This is a genomic window from Psychrobacter raelei (genome assembly GCF_022631235.3).
Taxonomy (GTDB): Bacteria; Pseudomonadota; Gammaproteobacteria; order Pseudomonadales; family Moraxellaceae; genus Psychrobacter; species Psychrobacter raelei.
In genome coordinates this window covers 1332045-1356702 of record NZ_CP093310.2, presented here as the reverse complement: position 1 = coordinate 1356702, position 24658 = coordinate 1332045, and the positions used below count along the sequence as shown (strand labels likewise).

Here is a 24658-nt window from a genome sequence, read left to right as displayed (position 1 = left end):
CCGCCCTCAAAGTGAGAGCGGTTTTCCTGCTGTACTATATAGATAAGACTTTATATTACAGAACTATATTACCTGTTACTGTAATATCAGTATCAACATATAGGACTCTATCCCCAAGGTAGGTATTAGAATACTCAAAGTAGCTGTTACCTTCAGAATCTGTAACCTCAGAGCCTCTTTGCCAGTTATTAGTACTAGTTAAAGTAACAGTGTCTGATGCATCTCCCTTAATATACATTCCAGAGAGGCTATTACTATATACCGTGCTTCTAGAGGCTGTAAAGGTATTGCCAGAGTCGCCAGTACCTAGATCTAACACCTCAAAAGCAGAGATACTGCTCGCGTTGATATTATTACCACTACCAGTGATATGAAGCGTATCTGTTCCAGCACCACCATTTAATGTACCACCTGTAAAGGTATTAATACTTATCGTATCATTACCGCTGGCGAGATAGATATTACCACCTGACATGGTATCGATAGTCACTGTGTCATTACCCGCTCCAGTATCGATATCGCCACCCGAGTGTGTTGTCACGTCAATAGTATCATTACCATCACCTAAGAAAACTTTACCAGCTGACTTATTCGCGATACTTACATCGTCTCTGGCGGTACCAAGGTCTATAGTGCCTCCGGTCATGGAACCGCTAATACTCACATCGTTACCACCTTGCGAAGACTTAATAGTACCAGACTCTAAATTACTGATATTGAGGATATCGGTGTTACCCAATTCAACATACCCAGCTTCCATAGTATTAATATTAATAATATCTTGGTCAGTATCATTCCCTGAGTATATATTACCTATACGCAATACTCCTAAATCAAGATTGTCAGCACCAGCACCAAGTCTTAACTCAGGGGTACCTGTACTAGCTAATGTCTGACCCAGTCTTTCCATGTTGACGGTGTCATTACCCTCTCCCATATCAATAGTAGAGTTTCCTCTAACTTGGTTTACCTGCAAGTGATCTATGCCAGAGCCCATATTAAGCGTACCGCCTGTCATATTGCCATAAATATAAGCCTTATCATCACCACTGCCCGTCGTGATATTACCAGATATTATTCGACCATTGCTCTGAGTAGCATCTCCGACAATTAAGGTATCATTACCTGAACCAAGATCTAAAGTTGGCGTACCTGCACCATTTCCTATATCAGTCTTGATAGTCACAGTATCATTCCCAGCTCCTGTTTTGACAGTCGATGAGTTATTCAAGGCAACAGCAGTTAGTGTATCATCATCAGTAGCTCCAGGTGTCAAGGTATCAGCACCTGTAATAACTTTTGCTTGTCTTTGGATAATACCAACCTCAATCTCGTCATTACCTTGACCAGACTCAATGCTAGCATTTTTACCATCAATATTACCTGTCACATTAATTACATCATCATCTTTACCTGTAATTATATGTGCCCTTTGACCAGACTCTGTTGCTTCAACATGACCAGTTGCAATTATATTCCCATTTTCATCTTTTTCACCTATATTAATTACGTTATTACCATTACCAGCATTGATAAAAATCTTATTATCGTATCTGTAAGGCAATAGCAAGCCATCTTGAGCATCAAAAATATCAATACCTTCACGGATAGTAATATTATCATTACCACTACCTGAGCTGATAACTGAATTACCTCGTAATGTAGAACCTATATTAAGAGTATTATCGCCTTCGCCCAGATCAATGGTAGTGTCTTTGACGAATCTTAATATATTAACCTTATCATCACCTAGACCCATATTAATAATAATACTATCTGCATCACCATAGCCCCTAACTCTTAAGGCCTCATAGGTATCATCACCATCCTCCATAAATATTCTAGTTCCTGACGACTGTCGACCACCTAAAGTAAAGTAGTCATTTCCACTACCTGTGAACGTAGCAAAACCATATATAGCACCTGATGAATTAACATGTTCAGTGGATATGATGATTTTATCAGAACCATTATCTTCATAGACAATTACATCCGAACGCAAAGTGTTATTAGTTTGAGTATCATATAGCGTACCATCTGCAGCAACCCACTTTTTATTATTACCTGTATATGTAATTGCACCTTGAGGCTCATCTCTATAGTTGTAGGTGCCTCCCAAACCACTTTCAGAACGGTCAAAGTAATAAAGCTCAGCAAAGTCCGCTTTTAAGGCGTTACCTGCTTTATCAACAAAAGAGAACTTTGTCACGAGATCCTTAACATCAACATTACCTTCAGCATCAAGACCTCCAGCGCCTTTGGTTTTGTCCACACCGTCAGTATCTAAGTCCAGCCTTCCTTTAAGCAAGGAAACCTCAATACTCCAGTTACCGTTTGCATCAACCTTTGTAGATACTTCATCGGCATCCAAAACACCATTATCATTAAAGTCAAGGAATACTGTACCCAATGCCTCTGCTTTACCAGTTATTCTTGCTAACTGACTATCATCATCAGAAGTCACATTGAATGAATCTTCATTGATAACAATTTCAGGTCTACCCGCCAGGGTATCTAAAGTAAATGCTGTAGACAACGTAGGCTTGACAGTACCTGCCACAACTTGAGCATCTACACGATAGTCATTACCAAGCGCTTGTGTTTGCGCCAAAGTAAAGTCACTCCAGGTATAGGTCATACCATCGGCACTGACTTGTGCATCGCTCATATAAAGTGTGAAAGGCTTGCCCTGTGTTGGGGTCAAGACAACCTGTACAGTTTCAGCTTCATCAACATTATCAGAAGTAGCTGTACGAAGTGGTTTCTCGAGAGTGACAGTAATTGTTGGTGTTGTATCGTTGGTTAGTCCCTGTAAAACAGCAGGGTCAGTTTGTACACTACCATCTCTATTATTAGCAACAATACCGGTATATACACCATCAACGCCATATGCAGAGGTCTGATTAGCAGGTAAATCCTCTACCTCCTCGTTAGAGTCATCTGTGACTTCTACAAAGACAACTTTAGTTGCTAAAATTACAGGCAAAGTGATTGTTTGCATCGTTGAATTATTACTTGCATCACTATTGTCGCTTACCATGACCTTAAGCTCAATTTTCTGGTTGCTTATATTGCCAGTATTAATATAATCAACGCCCTCATCAGTCAATGTAACTTTGCCGGTATTATCAATTGCAAAATAGCCATTGGTATCTTCAGGTAAACTGTAAGTTAATACATCACCCTCATCTACATCGCTACCATTTACATTGGCAATAGTCATACTGGTATCAACATAGCCTTGATAAATACTAACTTTTTCAGGGACTTCAAGTGTTGGTGCATCATTAACCGCTTCCACAGTCACATCAACGGTGTACTCATTGGTACCGCCATTGCCGTCATTAACAATATAGCTAAAGCTGTCTGTACCGTTAAAGTTAGCGTTCGGCGTATAAGTATAAGTGCCATCAGAACCAATGGTTACACTACCATTTACTGGTGCTGTCGTACCGGCAGCATAAGTGACCGCATCACCATCAACGTCGCTTGCTTCAGGCAAGCTACCTGTTGCATCAGTGTCTTCTGTGGCCGTAATAGTAGTGTTTGATGCCGTTGGTGCATCATTAACCGCTTCCACAGTCACATCAACGGTGTACTCATTGGTACCGCCATTGCCGTCATTAACAATATAGCTAAAGCTGTCTGTACCGTTAAAGTTAGCGTTCGGCGTATAAGTATAAGTGCCATCAGAACCAATGGTTACACTACCATTTGCTGGTACTGTCGTACCGGCAGCATAAGTGATCGCATCACCATCAACGTCGCTTGCTTCAGGCAAGCTACCTGTTGCATCAGTGTCTTCTGTGGCCGTAATAGTAGTGTTTGATGCCGTTGGTGCATCATTAACCGCTTCCACAGTCACATCAACGGTGTACTCATTGGTACCGCCATTGCCGTCATTAACAATATAGCTAAAGCTGTCTGTACCGTTAAAATTAGCGTTCGGCGTATAAGTATAAGTGCCGTCAGAACCAATGGTTACACTACCATTTGCTGGTACTGTCGTACCGGCAGCATAAGTGATCGCATCACCATCAACGTCGCTTGCTTCAGGCAAGCTGCCTGTTGCATCAGTGTCTTCTGTGGCCGTAATCGTAGTGTTTGATGCCGTTGGTGCATCATTAACCGCTTCCACAGTCACATCAACGGTGTACTCATTGGTACCGCCATTGCCGTCATTAACAATATAGCTAAAGCTGTCTGTACCGTTAAAATTAGCGTTCGGCGTATAAGTATAAGTGCCGTCAGAACCAATGGTTACACTACCATTTGCTGGTACTGTCGTACCGGCAGCATAAGTGATCGCATCACCATCAACGTCGCTTGCTTCAGGCAAGCTACCTGTTGCATCAGTGTCTTCTGTGGCCGTAATAGTAGTGTTTGATGCCGTTGGTGCATCATTAACCGCTTCCACAGTCACATCAACGGTGTACTCATTGGTACCGCCATTGCCGTCATTAACAATATAGCTAAAGCTGTCTGTACCGTTAAAATTAGCGTTCGGCGTATAAGTATAAGTGCCGTCAGAACCAATGGTTACACTACCATTTGCTGGTACTGTCGTACCGGCAGCATAAGTGATCGCATCACCATCAACGTCGCTTGCTTCAGGCAAGCTACCTGTTGCATCAGTGTCTTCTGTGGCCGTAATAGTAGTGTTTGATGCCGTTGGTGCATCATTAACCGCTTCCACAGTCACATCAACGGTGTACTCATTGGTACCGCCATTGCCGTCATTAACAATATAGCTAAAGCTGTCTGTACCGTTAAAGTTAGCGTTCGGCGTATAAGTATAAGTGCCGTCAGAACCAATGGTTACACTACCATTTGCTGGTACTGTCGTACCGGCAGCATAAGTGATCGCATCACCATCAACGTCGCTTGCTTCAGGCAAGCTGCCTGTTGCATCAGTGTCTTCTGTGGCCGTAATAGTAGTGTTTGATGCCGTTGGTGCATCATTAACCGCTTCCACAGTCACATCAACGGTGTACTCATTGGTACCGCCATTGCCGTCATTAACAATATAGCTAAAGCTGTCTGTACCGTTAAAATTAGCGTTCGGCGTATAAGTATAAGTGCCGTCAGAACCAATGGTTACACTACCATTTGCTGGTACTGTCGTACCGGCAGCATAAGTGATCGCATCACCATCAACGTCACTTGCTTCAGGCAAGCTACCTGTTGCATCAGTGTCTTCTGTGGCCGTAATAGTAGTGTTTGATGCCGTTGGTGCATCATTAACCGCTTCCACAGTCACATCAACGGTGTACTCATTGGTACCGCCATTGCCGTCATTAACAATATAGCTAAAGCTGTCTGTACCGTTAAAGTTAGCGTTCGGCGTATAAGTATAAGTGCCGTCAGAACCAATGGTTACACTACCATTTGCTGGTACTGTCGTACCGGCAGCATAAGTGATCGCATCACCATCAACGTCACTTGCTTCAGGCAAGCTACCTGTTGCATCAGTGTCTTCTGTGGCCGTAATAGTAGTGTTTGATGCCGTTGGTGCATCATTAACCGCTTCCACAGTCACATCAACGGTGTACTCATTGGTACCGCCATTGCCGTCATTAACAATATAGCTAAAGCTGTCTGTACCGTTAAAATTAGCGTTCGGCGTATAAGTATAAGTGCCGTCAGAACCAATGGTTACACTACCATTTGCTGGTGCTGTCGTACCGGCAGCATAAGTGATCGCATCACCATCAACGTCGCTTGCTTCAGGCAAGCTACCTGTTGCATCAGTGTCTTCTGTGGCCGTAATAGTAGTGTTTGATGCCGTTGGTGCATCATTAACCGCTTCCACAGTCACATCAACGGTGTACTCATTGGTACCGCCATTGCCGTCATTAACAATATAGCTAAAGCTGTCTGTACCGTTAAAGTTAGCGTTCGGCATATAAGTATAAGTGCCGTCAGAACCAATGGTTACACTACCATTTGCTGGTGCTGTCGTACCGGCAGCATAAGTGATCGCATCACCATCAACGTCGCTTGCTTCAGGCAAGCTACCTGTTGCATCAGTGTCTTCTGTGGCCGTAATCGTAGTGTTTGATGCCGTTGGTGCATCATTAACCGCTTCCACAGTCACATCAACGGTGTACTCATTGGTACCGCCATTGCCGTCATTAACAATATAGCTAAAGCTGTCTGTACCGTTAAAATTAGCGTTCGGCGTATAAGTATAAGTGCCGTCAGAACCAATGGTTACACTACCATTTGCTGGTACTGTCGTACCGGCAGCATAAGTGATCGCATCACCATCAACGTCGCTTGCTTCAGGCAAGCTACCTGTTGCATCAGTGTCTTCTGTGGCCGTAATAGTAGTGTTTGATGCCGTTGGTGCATCATTAACCGCTTCCACAGTCACATCAACGGTGTACTCATTGGTACCGCCATTGCCGTCATTAACAATATAGCTAAAGCTGTCTGTACCGTTAAAGTTAGCGTTCGGCGTATAAGTATAAGTGCCGTCAGAACCAATGGTTACACTACCATTTGCTGGTACTGTCGTACCGGCAGCATAAGTGATCGCATCACCATCAACGTCGCTTGCTTCAGGCAAGCTGCCTGTTGCATCAGTGTCTTCTGTGGCCGTAATAGTAGTGTTTGATGCCGTTGGTGCATCATTAACCGCTTCCACAGTCACATCAACGGTGTACTCATTGGTACCGCCATTGCCGTCATTAACAATATAGCTAAAGCTGTCTGTACCGTTAAAGTTAGCGTTCGGCGTATAAGTATAAGTGCCATCAGAACCAATGGTTACACTACCATTTACTGGTGCTGTCGTACCGGCAGCATAAGTGATCGCATCACCATCAACGTCGCTTGCTTCAGGCAAGCTACCTGTTGCATCAGTGTCTTCTGTGGCCGTAATAGTAGTGTTTGATGCCGTTGGTGCATCATTAACCGCTTCCACAGTCACATCAACGGTGTACTCATTGGTACCGCCATTGCCGTCATTAACAATATAGCTAAAGCTGTCTGTACCGTTAAAGTTAGCGTTCGGCGTATAAGTATAAGTGCCGTCAGAACCAATGGTTACACTACCATTTGCTGGTACTGTCGTACCGGCAGCATAAGTGATCGCATCACCATCAACGTCACTTGCTTCAGGCAAGCTACCTGTTGCATCAGTGTCTTCTGTGGCCGTAATAGTAGTGTTTGATGCCGTTGGTGCATCATTAACCGCTTCCACAGTCACATCAACGGTGTACTCATTGGTACCGCCATTGCCGTCATTAACAATATAGCTAAAGCTGTCTGTACCGTTAAAATTAGCGTTCGGCGTATAAGTATAAGTGCCGTCAGAACCAATGGTTACACTACCATTTGCTGGTACTGTCGTACCGGCAGCATAAGTGATCGCATCACCATCAACGTCGCTTGCTTCAGGCAAGCTGCCTGTTGCATCAGTGTCTTCTGTGGCCGTAATAGTAGTGTTTGATGCCGTTGGTGCATCATTAACCGCTTCCACAGTCACATCAACGGTGTACTCATTGGTACCGCCATTGCCGTCATTAACAATATAGCTAAAGCTGTCTGTACCGTTAAAATTAGCGTTCGGCGTATAAGTATAAGTGCCGTCAGAACCAATGGTTACACTACCATTTGCTGGTACTGTCGTACCGGCAGCATAAGTGATCGCATCACCATCAACGTCGCTTGCTTCAGGCAAGCTACCTGTTGCATCAGTGTCTTCTGTGGCCGTAATCGTAGTGTTTGATGCCGTTGGTGCATCATTAACCGCTTCCACAGTCACATCAACGGTGTACTCATTGGTACCGCCATTGCCGTCATTAACAATATAGCTAAAGCTGTCTGTACCGTTAAAATTAGCGTTCGGCGTATAAGTATAAGTGCCGTCAGAACCAATGGTTACACTACCATTTGCTGGTACTGTCGTACCGGCAGCATAAGTGATCGCATCACCATCAACGTCACTTGCTTCAGGCAAGCTACCTGTTGCATCAGTGTCTTCTGTGGCCGTAATAGTAGTGTTTGATGCCGTTGGTGCATCATTAACCGCTTCCACAGTCACATCAACGGTGTACTCATTGGTACCGCCATTGCCGTCATTAACAATATAGCTAAAGCTGTCTGTACCGTTAAAGTTAGCGTTCGGCGTATAAGTATAAGTGCCGTCAGAACCAATGGTTACACTACCATTTGCTGGTACTGTCGTACCGGCAGCATAAGTGATCGCATCACCATCAACGTCACTTGCTTCAGGCAAGCTACCTGTTGCATCAGTGTCTTCTGTGGCCGTAATAGTAGTGTTTGATGCCGTTGGTGCATCATTAACCGCTTCCACAGTCACATCAACGGTGTACTCATTGGTACCGCCATTGCCGTCATTAACAATATAGCTAAAGCTGTCTGTACCGTTAAAATTAGCGTTCGGCGTATAAGTATAAGTGCCGTCAGAACCAATGGTTACACTACCATTTGCTGGTGCTGTCGTACCGGCAGCATAAGTGATCGCATCACCATCAACGTCGCTTGCTTCAGGCAAGCTACCTGTTGCATCAGTGTCTTCTGTGGCCGTAATAGTAGTGTTTGATGCCGTTGGTGCATCATTAACCGCTTCCACAGTCACATCAACGGTGTACTCATTGGTACCGCCATTGCCGTCATTAACAATATAGCTAAAGCTGTCTGTACCGTTAAAATTAGCGTTCGGCGTATAAGTATAAGTGCCGTCAGAACCAATGGTTACACTACCATTTGCTGGTACTGTCGTACCGGCAGCATAAGTGATCGCATCACCATCAACGTCGCTTGCTTCAGGCAAGCTACCTGTTGCATCAGTGTCTTCTGTGGCCGTAATCGTAGTGTTTGATGCCGTTGGTGCATCATTAACCGCTTCCACAGTCACATCAACGGTGTACTCATTGGTACCGCCATTGCCGTCATTAACAATATAGCTAAAGCTGTCTGTACCGTTAAAATTAGCGTTCGGCGTATAAGTATAAGTGCCGTCAGAACCAATGGTTACACTACCATTTGCTGGTACTGTCGTACCGGCAGCATAAGTGATCGCATCACCATCAACGTCGCTTGCTTCAGGCAAGCTGCCTGTTGCATCAGTGTCTTCTGTGGCCGTAATAGTAGTGTTTGATGCCGTTGGTGCATCATTAACCGCTTCCACAGTCACATCAACGGTGTACTCATTGGTACCGCCATTGCCGTCATTAACAATATAGCTAAAGCTGTCTGTACCGTTAAAGTTAGCGTTCGGCGTATAAGTATAAGTGCCATCAGAACCAATGGTTACACTACCATTTACTGGTGCTGTCGTACCGGCAGCATAAGTGACCGCATCACCATCAACGTCGCTTGCTTCAGGCAAGCTACCTGTTGCATCAGTGTCTTCTGTGGCCGTAATAGTAGTGTTTGATGCCGTTGGCGCTTCGTTTACCTCATTCACTGTATTAGGCACTGTACCTGTGGTCGAGGTACTGTCTAATGTGCCATCTGTGGCATTAACCACTGGCGCAGGTAATGTCTCACCCGCGTTCACTTTATCAGCGCCCGCTTGGGTCAGTGTAATCTCACCTGTCACCGGATCAATGGCGTAATTCTCTTGTGAGGCAGTATCTAGCTCATAGGTAACATCATCACCATCAGGGTCTGTTGAACCTGATGCCGTGGCCACTACATCGCCCGCTACCGCTTGACCTTGCTCAAGATCGTTTGACGCTGAAACGGTTGGTGCCGTTGGCGCTTCGTTTACCTCATTCACTGTATTAGGCACTGTACCTGTGGTCGAGGTACTGTCTAATGTGCCATCTGTGGCATTAACCACTGGCGCAGGTAATGTCTCACCCGCGTTCACTTTATCAGCGCCCGCTTGGGTAAGTGTAATCTCACCTGTCACCGGATCAATGGCGTAATTCTCTTGTGAGGCAGTATCTAGCTCATAGGTAACATCATCACCATCAGGGTCTGTTGAACCTGATGCCGTGGCCACTACATCGCCCGCTACCGCTTGACCTTGCTCAAGATCGTTTGACGCTGAAACGGTTGGTGCCGTTGGCGCTTCGTTTACCTCATTCACTGTATTAGGCACTGTACCTGTGGTCGAGGTACTGTCTAATGTGCCATCTGTGGCATTAACCACTGGCGCAGGTAATGTCTCACCCGCGTTCACTTTATCAGCGCCCGCTTGGGTCAGTGTAATCTCACCTGTCACCGGATCAATGGCGTAATTCTCTTGTGAGGCAGTATCTAGCTCATAGGTAACATCATCACCATCAGGGTCTGTTGAACCTGATGCCGTGGCCACTACATCGCCCGCTACCGCTTGACCTTGCTCAAGATCGTTTGACGCTGAAACGGTTGGTGCCGTTGGCGCTTCGTTTACCTCATTCACTGTATTAGGCACTGTACCTGTGGTCGAGGTACTGTCTAATGTGCCATCTGTGGCATTAACCACTGGCGCAGGTAATGTCTCACCCGCGTTCACTTTATCAGCGCCCGCTTGGGTAAGCGTAATCTCACCTGTCACCGGATCAATGGCGTAATTCTCTTGTGAGGCAGTATCTAGCTCATAGGTAACATCATCACCATCAGGGTCTGTTGAACCTGATGCCGTGGCCACTACATCGCCCGCTACCGCTTGACCTTGCTCAAGATCGTTTGACGCTGAAACGGTTGGTGCCGTTGGCGCTTCGTTTACCTCATTCACTGTATTAGGCACTGTACCTGTGGTCGAGGTACTGTCTAATGTGCCATCTGTGGCATTAACCACTGGCGCAGGTAATGTCTCACCCGCGTTCACTTTATCAGCGCCCGCTTGGGTCAGTGTAATCTCACCTGTCACCGGATCAATGGCGTAATTCTCTTGTGAGGCAGTATCTAGCTCATAGGTAACATCATCACCATCAGGGTCTGTTGAACCTGATGCCGTGGCCACTACATCGCCCGCTACCGCTTGACCTTGCTCAAGATCGTTTGACGCTGAAACGGTTGGTGCCGTTGGCGCTTCGTTTACCTCATTCACTGTATTAGGCACTGTACCTGTGGTCGAGGTACTGTCTAATGTGCCATCTGTGGCATTAACCACTGGCGCAGGTAATGTCTCACCCGCGTTCACTTTATCAGCGCCCGCTTGGGTCAGTGTAATCTCACCTGTCACCGGATCAATGGCGTAATTCTCTTGTGAGGCAGTATCTAGCTCATAGGTAACATCATCACCATCAGGGTCTGTTGAACCTGATGCCGTGGCCACTACATCGCCCGCTACCGCTTGACCTTGCTCAAGATCGTTTGACGCTGAAACGGTTGGTGCCGTTGGCGCTTCGTTTACCTCATTCACTGTATTAGGCACTGTACCTGTGGTCGAGGTACTGTCTAATGTGCCATCTGTGGCATTAACCACTGGCGCAGGTAATGTCTCACCCGCGTTCACTTTATCAGCGCCCGCTTGGGTAAGTGTAATCTCACCTGTCACCGGATCAATGGCGTAATTCTCTTGTGAGGCAGTATCTAGCTCATAGGTAACATCATCACCATCAGGGTCTGTTGAACCTGATGCCGTGGCCACTACATCGCCCGCTACCGCTTGACCTTGCTCAAGATCGTTTGACGCTGAAACGGTTGGTGCCGTTGGCGCTTCGTTTACCTCATTCACTGTATTAGGCACTGTACCTGTGGTCGAGGTACTGTCTAATGTGCCATCTGTGGCATTAACCACTGGCGCAGGTAATGTCTCACCCGCGTTCACTTTATCAGCGCCCGCTTGGGTCAGTGTAATCTCACCTGTCACCGGATCAATGGCGTAATTCTCTTGTGAGGCAGTATCTAGCTCATAGGTAACATCATCACCATCAGGGTCTGTTGAACCTGATGCCGTGGCCACTACATCGCCCGCTACCGCTTGACCTTGCTCAAGATCGTTTGACGCTGAAACGGTTGGTGCCGTTGGCGCTTCGTTTACCTCATTCACTGTATTAGGCACTGTACCTGTGGTCGAGGTACTGTCTAATGTGCCATCTGTGGCATTAACCACTGGCGCAGGTAATGTCTCACCCGCGTTCACTTTATCAGCGCCCGCTTGGGTAAGTGTAATCTCACCTGTCACCGGATCAATGGCGTAATTCTCTTGTGAGGCAGTATCTAGCTCATAGGTAACATCATCACCATCAGGGTCTGTTGAACCTGATGCCGTGGCCACTACATCGCCCGCTACCGCTTGACCTTGCTCAAGATCGTTTGACGCTGAAACGGTTGGTGCCGTTGGCGCTTCGTTTACCTCATTCACTGTATTAGGCACTGTACCTGTGGTCGAGGTACTGTCTAATGTGCCATCTGTGGCATTAACCACTGGCGCAGGTAATGTCTCACCCGCGTTCACTTTATCAGCGCCCGCTTGGGTCAGTGTAATCTCACCTGTCACCGGATCAATGGCGTAATTCTCTTGTGAGGCAGTATCTAGCTCATAGGTAACATCATCACCATCAGGGTCTGTTGAACCTGATGCCGTGGCCACTACATCGCCCGCTACCGCTTGACCTTGCTCAAGATCGTTTGACGCTGAAACGGTTGGTGCCGTTGGCGCTTCGTTTACCTCATTCACTGTATTAGGCACTGTACCTGTGGTCGAGGTACTGTCTAATGTGCCATCTGTGGCATTAACCACTGGCGCAGGTAATGTCTCACCCGCGTTCACTTTATCAGCGCCCGCTTGGGTCAGTGTAATCTCACCTGTCACCGGATCAATGGCGTAATTCTCTTGTGAGGCAGTATCTAGCTCATAGGTAACATCATCACCATCAGGGTCTGTTGAACCTGATGCCGTGGCCACTACATCGCCCGCTACCGCTTGACCTTGCTCAAGATCGTTTGACGCTGAAACGGTTGGTGCCGTTGGCGCTTCGTTTACCTCATTCACTGTATTAGGCACTGTACCTGTGGTCGAGGTACTGTCTAATGTGCCATCTGTGGCATTAACCACTGGCGCAGGTAATGTCTCACCCGCGTTCACTTTATCAGCGCCCGCTTGGGTCAGTGTAATCTCACCTGTCACCGGATCAATGGCGTAATTCTCTTGTGAGGCAGTATCTAGCTCATAGGTAACATCATCACCATCAGGGTCTGTTGAACCTGATGCCGTGGCCACTACATCGCCCGCTACCGCTTGACCTTGCTCAAGATCGTTTGACGCTGAAACGGTTGGTGCCGTTGGCGCTTCGTTTACCTCATTCACTGTATTAGGCACTGTACCTGTGGTCGAGGTACTGTCTAATGTGCCATCTGTGGCATTAACCACTGGCGCAGGTAATGTCTCACCCGCGTTCACTTTATCAGCGCCCGCTTGGGTCAGTGTAATCTCACCTGTCACCGGATCAATGGCGTAATTCTCTTGTGAGGCAGTATCTAGCTCATAGGTAACATCATCACCATCAGGGTCTGTTGAACCTGATGCCGTGGCCACTACATCGCCCGCTACCGCTTGACCTTGCTCAAGATCGTTTGACGCTGAAACGGTTGGTGCCGTTGGCGCTTCGTTTACCTCATTCACTGTATTAGGCACTGTACCTGTGGTCGAGGTACTGTCTAATGTGCCATCTGTGGCATTAACCACTGGCGCAGGTAATGTCTCACCCGCGTTCACTTTATCAGCGCCCGCTTGGGTCAGTGTAATCTCACCTGTCACCGGATCAATGGCGTAATTCTCTTGTGAGGCAGTATCTAGCTCATAGGTAACATCATCACCATCAGGGTCTGTTGAACCTGATGCCGTGGCCACTACATCGCCCGCTACCGCTTGACCTTGCTCAAGATCGTTTGACGCTGAAACGGTTGGTGCCGTTGGCGCTTCGTTTACCTCATTCACTGTATTAGGCACTGTACCTGTGGTCGAGGTACTGTCTAATGTGCCATCTGTGGCATTAACCACTGGCGCAGGTAATGTCTCACCCGCGTTCACTTTATCAGCGCCCGCTTGGGTCAGTGTAATCTCACCTGTCACCGGATCAATGGCGTAATTCTCTTGTGAGGCAGTATCTAGCTCATAGGTAACATCATCACCATCAGGGTCTGTTGAACCTGATGCCGTGGCCACTACATCGCCCGCTACCGCTTGACCTTGCTCAAGATCGTTTGACGCTGAAACGGTTGGTGCCGTTGGCGCTTCGTTTACCTCATTCACTGTATTAGGCACTGTACCTGTGGTCGAGGTACTGTCTAATGTGCCATCTGTGGCATTAACCACTGGCGCAGGTAATGTCTCACCCGCGTTCACTTTATCAGCGCCCGCTTGGGTCAGTGTAATCTCACCTGTCACCGGATCAATGGCGTAATTCTCTTGTGAGGCAGTATCTAGCTCATAGGTAACATCATCACCATCAGGGTCTGTTGAACCTGATGCCGTGGCCACTACATCGCCCGCTACCGCTTGACCTTGCTCAAGATCGTTTGACGCTGAAACGGTTGGTGCCGTTGGCGCTTCGTTTACCTCATTCACTGTATTAGGCACTGTACCTGTGGTCGAGGTACTGTCTAATGTGCCATCTGTGGCATTAACCACTGGCGCAGGTAATGTCTCACCCGCGTTCACTTTATCAGCGCCCGCTTGGGTCAGTGTAATCTCACCTGTCACCGGATCAATGGCGTAATTCTCTTGTGAGGCAGTATCTAGCTCATAGGTAACATCATCACCATCAGGGTCTGTTGAACCTGATGCCGTGGCCACTACATCGCCCGCTACCGCTTGACCTTGCTCAAGATCGTTTGACGCTGAAACGGTTGGTGCCGTTGGCGCTTCGTTTACCTCATTCACTGTATTAGGCACTGTACCTGTGGTCGAGGTACTGTCTAATGTGCCATCTGTGGCATTAACCACTGGCGCAGGTAATGTCTCACCCGCGTTCACTTTATCAGCGCCCGCTTGGGTCAGTGTAATCTCACCTGTCACCGGATCAATGGCGTAATTCTCTTGTGAGGCAGTATCTAGCTCATAGGTAACATCATCACCATCAGGGTCTGTTGAACCTGATGCCGTGGCCACTACATCGCCCGCTACCGCTTGACCTTGCTCAAGATCGTTTGACGCTGAAACGGTTGGTGCCGTTGGCGCTTCGTTTACCTCATTCACTGTATTAGGCACTGTACCTGTGGTCGAGGTACTGTCTAATGTGCCATCTGTGGCATTAACCACTGGCGCAGGTAATGTCTCACCCGCGTTCACTTTATCAGCGCCCGCTTGGGTCAGTGTAATCTCACCTGTCACCGGATCAATGGCGTAATTCTCTTGTGAGGCAGTATCTAGCTCATAGGTAACATCATCACCATCAGGGTCTGTTGAACCTGATGCCGTGGCCACTACATCGCCCGCTACCGCTTGACCTTGCTCAAGATCGTTTGACGCTGAAACGGTTGGTGCCGTTGGCGCTTCGTTTACCTCATTCACTGTATTAGGCACTGTACCTGTGGTCGAGGTACTGTCTAATGTGCCATCTGTGGCATTAACCACTGGCGCAGGTAATGTCTCACCCGCGTTCACTTTATCAGCGCCCGCTTGGGTCAGTGTAATCTCACCTGTCACCGGATCAATGGCGTAATTCTCTTGTGAGGCAGTATCTAGCTCATAGGTAACATCATCACCATCAGGGTCTGTTGAACCTGATGCCGTGGCCACTACATCGCCCGCTACCGCTTGACCTTGCTCAAGATCGTTTGACGCTGAAACGGTTGGTGCCGTTGGCGCTTCGTTTACCTCATTCACTGTATTAGGCACTGTACCTGTGGTCGAGGTACTGTCTAATGTGCCATCTGTGGCATTAACCACTGGCGCAGGTAATGTCTCACCCGCGTTCACTTTATCAGCGCCCGCTTGGGTCAGTGTAATCTCACCTGTCACCGGATCAATGGCGTAATTCTCTTGTGAGGCAGTATCTAGCTCATAGGTAACATCATCACCATCAGGGTCTGTTGAACCTGATGCCGTGGCCACTACATCGCCCGCTACCGCTTGACCTTGCTCAAGATCGTTTGACGCTGAAACGGTTGGTGCCGTTGGCGCTTCGTTTACCTCATTCACTGTATTAGGCACTGTACCTGTGGTCGAGGTACTGTCTAATGTGCCATCTGTGGCATTAACCACTGGCGCAGGTAATGTCTCACCCGCGTTCACTTTATCAGCGCCCGCTTGGGTCAGTGTAATCTCACCTGTCACCGGATCAATGGCGTAATTCTCTTGTGAGGCAGTATCTAGCTCATAGGTAACATCATCACCATCAGGGTCTGTTGAACCTGATGCCGTGGCCACTACATCGCCCGCTACCGCTTGACCTTGCTCAAGATCGTTTGACGCTGAAACGGTTGGTGCCGTTGGCGCTTCGTTTACCTCATTCACTGTATTAGGCACTGTACCTGTGGTCGAGGTACTGTCTAATGTGCCATCTGTGGCATTAACCACTGGCGCAGGTAATGTCTCACCCGCGTTCACTTTATCAGCGCCCGCTTGGGTAAGCGTAATCTCACCTGTCACCGGATCAATGGCGTAATTCTCTTGTGAGGCAGTATCTAGCTCATAGGTAACATCATCACCATCAGGGTCTGTTGAACCTGATGCCGTGGCCACTACATCGCCCGCTACCGCTTGACCTTGCTCAAGATCGTTTGACGCTGAAACGGTTGGTGCCGTTGGCGCTTCGTTTACCTCATTCACTGTATTAGGCACTGTACCTGTGGTCGAGGTACTGTCTAATGTGCCATCTGTGGCATTAACCACTGGCGCAGGTAATGTCTCACCCGCGTTCACTTTATCAGCGCCCGCTTGGGTCAGTGTAATCTCACCTGTCACCGGATCAATGGCGTAATTCTCTTGTGAGGCAGTATCTAGCTCATAGGTAACATCATCACCATCAGGGTCTGTTGAACCTGATGCCGTGGCCACTACATCGCCCGCTACCGCTTGACCTTGCTCAAGATCGTTTGACGCTGAAACGGTTGGTGCCGTTGGCGCTTCGTTTACCTCATTCACTGTATTAGGCACTGTACCTGTGGTCGAGGTACTGTCTAATGTGCCATCTGTGGCATTAACCACTGGCGCAGGTAATGTCTCACCCGCGTTCACTTTATCAGCGCCCGCTTGGGTCAGTGTAATCTCACCTGTCACCGGATCAATGGCGTAATTCTCTTGTGAGGCAGTATCTAGCTCATAGGTAACATCATCACCATCAGGGTCTGTTGAACCTGATGCCGTGGCCACTACATCGCCCGCTACCGCTTGACCTTGCTCAAGATCGTTTGACGCTGAAACGGTTGGTGCCGTTGGCGCTTCGTTTACCTCATTCACTGTATTAGGCACTGTACCTGTGGTCGAGGTACTGTCTAATGTGCCATCTGTGGCATTAACCACTGGCGCAGGTAATGTCTCACCCGCGTTCACTTTATCAGCGCCCGCTTGGGTCAGTGTAATCTCACCTGTCACCGGATCAATGGCGTAATTCTCTTGTGAGGCAGTATCTAGCTCATAGGTAACATCATCACCATCAGGGTCTGTTGAACCTGATGCCGTGGCCACTACATCGCCCGCTACCGCTTGACCTTGCTCAAGATCGTTTGACGCTGAAACGGTTGGTGCCGTTGGCGCTTCGTTTACCTCATTCACTGTATTAGGCACTGTACCTGTGGTCGAGGTACTGTCTAATGTGCCATCTGTGGCATTAACCACTGGCGCAGGTAATGTCTCACCCGCGTTCACTTTATCAGCGCCCGCTTGGGTCAGTGTAATCTCACCTGTCACCGGATCAATGGCGTAATTCTCTTGTGAGGCAGTATCTAGCTCATAGGTAACATCATCACCATCAGGGTCTGTTGAACCTGATGCCGTGGCCACTACATCGCCCGCTACCGCTTGACCTTGCTCAAGATCGTTTGACGCTGAAACGGTTGGTGCCGTTGGCGCTTCGTTTACCTCATTCACTGTATTAGGCACTGTACCTGTGGTCGAGGTACTGTCTAATGTGCCATCTGTGGCATTAACCACTGGCGCAGGTAATGTCTCACCCGCGTTCACTTTATCAGCGCCCGCTTGGGTCAGTGTAATCTCACCTGTCACCGGATCAATGGCGTAATTCTCTTGTGAGGCAGTATCTAGCTCATAGGTAACATCATCACCATCAGGGTCTGTTGAACCTGATGCCGTGGCCACTACATCGCCCGCTACCGCTTGACCTTGCTCAAGATCGTTTGACGCTGAAACGGTTGGTGCCGTTGGCGCTTCGTTTACCTCATTCACTGTATTAGGCACTGTACCTGTGGTCGAGGTACTGTCTAATGTGCCATCTGTGGCATTAACCACTGGCGCAGGTAATGTCTCACCCGCGTTCACTTTATCAGCGCCCGCTTGGGTCAGTGTAATCTCACCTGTCACCGGATCAATGGCGTAATTCTCTTGTGAGGCAGTATCTAGCTCATAGGTAACATCATCACCATCAGGGTCTGTTGAACCTGATGCCGTGGCCACTACATCGCCCGCTACCGCTTGACCTTGCTCAAGATCGTTTGACGCTGAAACGGTTGGTGCCGTTGGCGCTTCGTTTACCTCATTCACTGTATTAGGCACTGTACCTGTGGTCGAGGTACTGTCTAATGTGCCATCTGTGGCATTAACCACTGGCGCAGGTAATGTCTCACCCGCGTTCACTTTATCAGCGCCCGCTTGGGTCAGTGTAATCTCACCTGTCACCGGATCAATGGCGTAATTCTCTTGTGAGGCAGTATCTAGCTCATAGGTAACATCATCACCATCAGGGTCTGTTGAACCTGATGCCGTGGCCACTACATCGCCCGCTACCGCTTGACCTTGCTCAAGATCGTTTGACGCTGAAACGGTTGGTGCCGTTGGCGCTTCGTTTACCTCATTCACTGTATTAGGCACTGTACCTGTGGTCGAGGTACTGTCTAATGTGCCATCTGTGGCATTAACCACTGGCGCAGGTAATGTCTCACCCGCGTTCACTTTATCAGCGCCCGCTTGGGTCAGTGTAATCTCACCTGTCACCGGATCAATGGCGTAATTCTCTTGTGAGGCAGTATCTAGCTCATAGGTAACATCATCACCATCAGGGTCTGTTGAACCTGATGCCGTGGCCACTACATCGCCCGCTACCGCTTGACCTTGCTCAAGATCGTTTGACGCTGAAACGGTTGGTGCCGTTGGCGCTTCGTTTACCTCATTCACTGTATTAGGCACTGTACCTGTGGTCGAGGTACTGTCTAATGTGCCATCTGTGGCATTAACCACTGGCGCAGGTAATGTCTCACCCGCGTTCACTTTATCAGCGCCCGCTTGGGTCAGTGTAATCTCACCTGTCACCGGATCAATGGCGTAATTCTCTTGTGAGGCAGTATCTAGCTCATAGGTAACATCATCACCATCAGGGTCTGTTGAACCTGATGCCGTGGCCACTACATCGCCCGCTACCGCTTGACCTTGCTCAAGATCGTTTGACGCTGAAACGGTTGGTGCCGTTGGCGCTTCGTTTACCTCATTCACTGTATTAGGCACTGTACCTGTGGTCGAGGTACTGTCTAATGTGCCATCTGTGGCATTAACCACTGGCGCAGGTAATGTCTCACCCGCGTTCACTTTATCAGCGCCCGCTTGGGTCAGTGTAATCTCACCTGTCACCGGATCAATGGCGTAATTCTCTTGTGAGGCAGTATCTAGCTCATAGGTAACATCATCACCATCAGGGTCTGTTGAACCTGATGCCGTGGCCACTACATCGCCCGCTACCGCTTGACCTTGCTCAAGATCGTTTGACGCTGAAACGGTTGGTGCCGTTGGCGCTTCGTTTACCTCATTCACTGTATTAGGCACTGTACCTGTGGTCGAGGTACTGTCTAATGTGCCATCTGTGGCATTAACCACTGGCGCAGGTAATGTCTCACCCGCGTTCACTTTATCAGCGCCCGCTTGGGTCAGTGTAATCTCACCTGTCACCGGATCAATGGCGTAATTCTCTTGTGAGGCAGTATCTAGCTCATAGGTAACATCATCACCATCAGGGTCTGTTGAACCTGATGCCGTGGCCACTACATCGCCCGCTACCGCTTGACCTTGCTCAAGATCGTTTGACGCTGAAACGGTTGGTGCCGTTGGCGCTTCGTTTACCTCATTCACTGTATTAGGCACTGTACCTGTGGTCGAGGTACTGTCTAATGTGCCATCTGTGGCATTAACCACTGGCGCAGGTAATGTCTCACCCGCGTTCACTTTATCAGCGCCCGCTTGGGTCAGTGTAATCTCACCTGTCACCGGATCAATGGCGTAATTCTCTTGTGAGGCAGTATCTAGCTCATAGGTAACATCATCACCATCAGGGTCTGTTGAACCTGATGCCGTGGCCACTACATCGCCCGCTACCGCTTGACCTTGCTCAAGATCGTTTGACGCTGAAACGGTTGGTGCCGTTGGCGCTTCGTTTACCTCATTCACTGTATTAGGCACTGTACCTGTGGTCGAGGTACTGTCTAATGTGCCATCTGTGGCATTAACCACTGGCGCAGGTAATGTCTCACCCGCGTTCACTTTATCAGCGCCCGCTTGGGTCAGTGTAATCTCACCTGTCACCGGATCAATGGCGTAATTCTCTTGTGAGGCAGTATCTAGCTCATAGGTAACATCATCACCATCAGGGTCTGTTGAACCTGATGCCGTGGCCACTACATCGCCCGCTACCGCTTGACCTTGCTCAAGATCGTTTGACGCTGAAACGGTTGGTGCCGTTGGCGCTTCGTTTACCTCATTCACTGTATTAGGCACTGTACCTGTGGTCGAGGTACTGTCTAATGTGCCATCTGTGGCATTAACCACTGGCGCAGGTAATGTCTCACCCGCGTTCACTTTATCAGCGCCCGCTTGGGTAAGTGTAATCTCACCTGTCACCGGATCAATGGCGTAATTCTCTTGTGAGGCAGTATCTAGCTCATAGGTAACATCATCACCATCAGGGTCTGTTGAACCTGATGCCGTGGCCACTACATCGCCCGCTACCGCTTGACCTTGCTCAAGATCGTTTGACGCTGAAACGGTTGGTGCCGTTGGCGCTTCGTTTACCTCATTCACTGTATTAGGCACTGTACCTGTGGTCGAGGTACTGTCTAATGTGCCATCTGTGGCATTAACCACTGGCGCAGGTAATGTCTCACCCGCGTTCACTTTATCAGCGCCCGCTTGGGTCAGTGTAATCTCACCTGTCACCGGATCAATGGCGTAATTCTCTTGTGAGGCAGTATCTAGCTCATAGGTAACATCATCACCATCAGGGTCTGTTGAACCTGATGCCGTGGCCACTACATCGCCCGCTACCGCTTGACCTTGCTCAAGATCGTTTGACGCTGAAACGGTTGGTGCCGTTGGCGCTTCGTTTACCTCATTCACTGTATTAGGCACTGTACCTGTGGTCGAGGTACTGTCTAATGTGCCATCTGTGGCATTAACCACTGGCGCAGGTAATGTCTCACCCGCGTTCACTTTATCAGCGCCCGCTTGGGTAAGCGTAATCTCACCTGTCACCGGATCAATGGCGTAATTCTCTTGTGAGGCAGTATCTAGCTCATAGGTAACATCATCACCATCAGGGTCTGTTGAACCTGATGCCGTGGCCACTACATCGCCCGCTACCGCTTGACCTTGCTCAAGATCGTTTGACGCTGAAACGGTTGGTGCCGTTGGCGCTTCGTTTACCTCATTCACTGTATTAGGCACTGTACCTGTGGTCGAGGTACTGTCTAATGTGCCATCTGTGGCATTAACCACTGGCGCAGGTAATGTCTCACCCGCGTTCACTTTATCAGCGCCCGCTTGGGTCAGTGTAATCTCACCTGTCACCGGATCAATGGCGTAATTCTCTTGTGAGGCAGTATCTAGCTCATAGGTAACATCATCACCATCAGGGTCTGTTGAACCTGATGCCGTGGCCACTACATCGCCCGCTACCGCTTGACCTTGCTCAAGATCGTTTGACGCTGAAACGGTTGGTGCCGTTGGCGCTTCGTTTACCTCATTCACTGTATTAGGCACTGTACCTGTGGTCGAGGTACTGTCTAATGTGCCATCTGTGGCATTAACCACTGGCGCAGGTAATGTCTCACCCGCGTTCACTTTATCAGCGCCCGCTTGGGTAAGCGTAATCTCACCTGTCACCGGATCAATGGCGTAATTCTCTTGTGAGGCAGTATCTAGCTCATAGGTAACATCATCACCATCAGGGTCTGTTGAACCTGATGCCGTGGCCACTACATCGCCCGCTACCGCTTGACCTTGCTCAAGATCGTTTGACGCTGAAACGGTTGGTGCCGTTGGCGCTTCGTTTACCTCATTCACTGTATTAGGCACTGTACCTGTGGTCGAGGTACTGTCTAATGTGCCATCTGTGGCATTAACCACTGGCGCAGGTAATGTCTCACCCGCGTTCACTTTATCAGCGCCCGCTTGGGTAAGCGTAATCTCACCTGTCACCGGATCAATGGCGTAATTCTCTTGTGAGGCAGTATCTAGCTCATAGGTAACATCATCACCATCAGGGTCTGTTGAACCTGATGCCGTGGCCACTACATCGCCCGCTACCGCTTGACCTTGCTCAAGATCGTTTGACGCTGAAACGGTTGGTGCCGTTGGCGCAGTATTAGCATCACTACCAGCAGTTGTGGTGACTGGACCATTGGTATTACCTGAAGAATCTTTGGCCTCAGCGCTCACCGCTGTACCCTCTTTAATAGCAGCTTCTGGAATGATCGTGCTGTTTGGATTAGCTGCACTTGTACTTGGCAAAAATGCGTCATTGTCTGACTTCCAAGTGCCATCTGGCTGCTTGGTTAACATCGCTTCAACAGGTTGACCTGCTTCATTGGTACCTTTAACGGTAACAGTATCGCCCGCTTTGGTATCTGCTGGTAAATCTACTTTTACTGAACCATCATTAGTACCTGGCGTTAAGGTAGGCTTGCTTGGTGCTGTGGTATCTGGTGCTGTGGCGTTAACCGCAGTACTTGGTCCATTACCCGCTTTATCAGTTGCTTCTGCAGTGATTGTTTCGCCATTGGTTAATGGCACGTCAAGCTCGGCAGTATACTCGCCCTTGTCATCAGCGGTGGCAGTACCTATTACGTTACCGGCTTTGTCTTTAATCTCAACGGTGGCGCCTGGCTCAGTTTTACCAGTAACCGTCGTACCATCTGGACTTACTGTCGCTGTTGGCGCATCAGGTGCTGTGGTATCTGGTGCTGTGGCGTTAACCGCAGTACTTGGTCCATTACCCGCTTTATCAGTTGCTTCTGCAGTGATTGTTTCGCCATTGGTTAATGGCACGTCAAGCTCGGCAGTATACTCGCCCTTGTCATCAGCGGTGGCGGTACCTATTACGTTACCGGCTTTGTCTTTAATCTCAACGGTGGCGCCTGGCTCAGTTTTACCAGTAACCGTCGTACCATCTGGACTTACTGTCGCTGTTGGCGCATCAGGTGCTGTGGTATCTGGTGCTGTGGCGTTAACCGCAGTACTTGGTCCATTACCCGCTTTATCAGTTGCTTCTGCAGTGATTGTTTCACCATTGGTTAATGGCACGTCAAGCTCGGCAGTATACTCGCCCTTGTCATCAGCGGTGGCGGTACCTATTACGTTACCGGCTTTGTCTTTAATCTCAACGGTGGCGCCTGGCTCAGTTTTACCAGTAACCGTCGTACCATCTGGACTTACTGTCGCTGTTGGCGCATCAGGTGCTGTGGTGTCACCCATCGCCTCTACTGGATCTGATTCGTTGCCAGCTTTATCGGTAGCGGTAATCTCAACCTTATCGCCATCGGCAATAATTGGCACTTTAATCTCATAGTTGCCATTTTTATCGGTTGTGGTTTCACCAATCACATTACCATTACTATCAGTCACGGTAATCACTGAGTCAGGCTCTGCTTTACCGGTGATGGTGGTTGTATCAGCACTACCATCATTGTCGGTATCGGTGTTGGTCACAGTATCAACGGTTGGTGCATCAGGTGCTGTGGTATCAACGGGCGGAACATACCCATTAGAGCTTGAGCTACCGCCACCACTGCTTAAAGCAGCACCAACGATACCGGCACCCGCTAAGCCGACTAGCCATGGCAGCGTATCAAAGCTGCCTTCGGTAGCCCCAACCCACCAAGGGGCTACTTGACTTTCACCGCCAAGCGCTTGACCTTCTATATCGCCAACTTGTAGCTGAGTAACATAATCTACCACTTCACCTGAATCAGGTACATAGTAGTAATACTCACCATTTTCTGCCAAGCCTATTAACGCACTATTTGTATCATCATAAAACCCTTCAATAATCAAGTCACTGTCTTGGGCATTGTCTTCCATGGATACATGCAGGTCATTGCCAATACGCTTAGTCACAATATGGTTTGGTGCATGGCCTGTGGCTGGATCAAAAAGCTCATAGTTTACTTTTTGAACAGCTTTAATCACAGTTGGCTGGCCGTCTTGAGTTACCACAGTATGTTCTGCAATGGTTTGAGTAGCTGTGTTTACTTTTACGATAACTGTTTTCATGATATTTCCTAAATTTTGATTTGTATTGATTATTGTGTAGTAAGGGACATTAAGTGTTTTTGTATCTCACTAATTACATTAGATAAAAGTGAAGTG

Annotated in this window: 1 protein-coding gene; it reads right to left on the bottom strand. The window is 48.5% G+C overall.

The genetic code is table 11. The annotated features are described in order from the left end of the window. Positions 1–55: 55 nt before the first annotated feature. Positions 56–24562 carry a tandem-95 repeat protein gene (locus MN210_RS05775; RefSeq protein WP_338412723.1) on the bottom strand — a complete coding sequence of 8169 codons (24507 nt, stop codon included), beginning with the start codon at positions 24560–24562 and terminating at the stop codon, positions 56–58. Between the last annotated feature and the right edge of the window lie 96 nt (positions 24563–24658).